This window comes from Clostridium sp. (assembly GCF_016650095.1).
Classification (GTDB): domain Bacteria; phylum Bacillota; class Clostridia; order Clostridiales; family Clostridiaceae; genus Clostridium_AD.
The window spans coordinates 1-2,598 of sequence record NZ_JAENWL010000424.1 but is presented as its reverse complement, the minus strand read 5'-3'; the positions used below and the strand labels follow the sequence as shown (position 1 = coordinate 2,598).

Sequence of the window (2,598 nt, the reverse complement as noted above, 5' to 3'; positions counted from 1 at the left end):
TTCAAAACATTCCATATTTTAATCACTAAGTAATTTTAAAATTTACATCTAGGAACTTGTTCTTACGACTGAGGTTCTTACTCTATCTTCTCTTGTAATTGCTTTACTTATTTCTACGTATTCGTCTTCATCAATTTGCCTTATGTACCCATATTCTTTTACATATAATAAGCGAATTTTTGTTTCTTCTTTGCGTAAAGTTTCAGACTCTTTCTTATTGATCTCTCTTTTAACTATAACAGCATCAAATAAACTATCATCATCAATATTCATCCTAAATTTATATGTATTATCAATATTAACTCTAAATTTATATAGATTGTCAACATTTTCCATCCAAGATTCTAGATGCACCGCTTTCATTATTGTAATTCCACATTTCGAGCACTTAATGTATAATTGCTGTCCAATTTTCTCAATGGTTACTCTATTGTTATCACACTCTCTGCATACGATAGTTCTATTCAACTCTACCCACCTCCATTATCTTATATGTATTAAATCAGTAATTTATTCCAAATAAAATAGCACCATCTCATAATAAACTTTATCTTTATGATTGTCTTATATTTTTAAAAATGGAATTATATAACGAAATTATAGTTGCATTGGAAACTATTATGCGTTATTATTAAATTGGTAGGAAGTGCAACTAATTTTGGAGGTATACAACTATGAATGAAAATAAGAACTCTATAGCAAGGTGGATTTCTCTTTTGCACCGGCATGGCCATGTATATGTAGGAAAGCAACTTAAGCAATATAACATAAATAAAGGTCAATACATATTCTTGAATGCATTATATAAAAAAGATGGAATAAGACAGGAACAATTATCAGATTATCTTAAGATTGATAAAGGCACCACAGCAAAGGCTATAAAAAAGCTAGAGGATGACGAGTATATCATTAGATTAGTAGATGTAAAAGATAAGAGGGCATATAATGTTTATCTTACTGAGAAAGCCTTAAAAATGAAACCTATGGTATTAAAAGCCATGATGGCTTGGACAGATATTTTATTCTCGGGATTTAGTGAAGAGGAAAGAGAAACCTCCTTAGCTTTATTACAAAGAATGGGTAAAAATGCCACAGTAATCACAAATAATTATTTTAGCGATGATTTTCCTCTTTAAGAGAAGATTCTCCTCTTAAAAAGAGGATTGCATTTCTTTAAGAGATGTTGCATTACATTAGGAGATGATAACCATAAATATAGCGGCTTCTGCAAATAGATTTATTAACAACAACTTTCATGCTCTCACACATAAGAATTATAGATATTTTTGGTTCGGACAATGTATTTCTTTAATAGGTACTTGGACACAAAGCATAGGGCAGTCCTGGTTAGTACTTTCCTTAACAGGTTCTCCATTTTTACTAGGACTTGTTGGGGCCGTGCAGTTTTTACCCGTAACCTTTTTCTCATTGTTTGCTGGGGTACTAACCGATAAGTTTCCAAAGAAAAAAATATTGCTGTTTACTCAGGCATTTTCCATGCTACTAGCTTTTATACTGTCTGCATTAGTATTTACTAATACCTTGAAGTACGAATATATAATCGTTTTGGCATTATGTCTTGGATTTTGCAATACTTTAGATATGCCAACTAGGCAGGCTTTTAATATGGAAATAGTAGGAAAAAGAGATTTGATGAATGCCGTCGCTTTGAATTCTGCTACTTTTAATTTAGCAAGAATTATTGGACCAGCTATTGGAGCTATGCTTATGGGATACCTTGGCGCAGGATGGTGTTTTTTATTAAATGGTTTTAGCTTTATGGCAGTAATCTATGGATTAGTTCATATTGAAGCAGTGAATTATATTAGAATAAAAACTTCTGAAAAAGGGATGCTTAAAGAAATAATGGATGGCCTTAAATATATAAAAACTAACCCTATTTTACTTGAAACCTTGTTATTAGTTAGTATTATGGGCATATTCGTTTTTAACTACAATGTTTTAATACCTGTATTTACGAAAAATGTGTTGCATATGCAGGAAAAAACATATGGAATTTTATTGTCTGCTCTTGGTGCAGGTTCTCTTGTTGGAGCAATTCTTGTTTCTCTAAAAAGTAAAGGCGGTCCAAATAGAATTCTTATGATAAGTAGCTCAATTGCAATTGGCATAATGCTAATTTTCACTGGCATGAGTAATTTGTATTATCTTACTGCTTTAAGTTTAGCTATAACGGGAATATTTAATTTGTTTTTTTCAACAACTGCTAATTCCACTTTGCAGCTGAATTCCGGAGATGAATACAGAGGACGTGTAATGAGCGTCTATTCACTTGTGTTTGCTGGATTTACTCCTATAGGAAGCCTACTTTCAGGATTTTTAGCCGAAAAATATGGAGCTGGAGTTTGTTTTATATTATCAGGTATTTCTACAATTGTATTGATATTATTACTTGTGACATGGGTTAAATATAAAGATCATATTGCTCTTTTGAGGGGGAAGATATAAATGCAAATAAATAAAAATATAAGACTTGCTACTGAGGCTGATAGTGCTTCAATTTTAGAAATTTATTCACCTTATATAACAGATACTGTCATTACTTTTGAATATGAAGTACCAACTATAATGGCGTTT

At 31.4% G+C, this 2,598-nt stretch carries 3 protein-coding genes; 2 read left to right on the top strand and 1 reads right to left on the bottom strand.

All coding sequences use genetic code 11. The features are described 5' to 3' along the window. Nucleotides 1–48: 48 nt before the first annotated feature. Complete coding sequence (locus JJE11_RS17415; protein WP_291637916.1) at nucleotides 49–468, bottom strand: hypothetical protein; 420 nt, start codon at nucleotides 466–468, stop codon at nucleotides 49–51. Nucleotides 469–674: 206 nt separating this feature from the next. Between JJE11_RS17415 and JJE11_RS17410 the strand changes: the two genes are divergently transcribed. Beyond that, nucleotides 675–1,136, top strand: a complete 462-nt coding sequence (locus JJE11_RS17410) for a MarR family transcriptional regulator (protein ID WP_291637914.1) — start codon at nucleotides 675–677, stop codon at nucleotides 1,134–1,136. 64 nt (nucleotides 1,137–1,200) lie between these two features. Continuing rightward, nucleotides 1,201–2,469, top strand: coding sequence for an MFS transporter (locus JJE11_RS17405; protein WP_291637912.1), 1,269 nt, complete (start codon nucleotides 1,201–1,203; stop codon nucleotides 2,467–2,469). Nucleotides 2,470–2,598 lie beyond the last annotated feature (129 nt).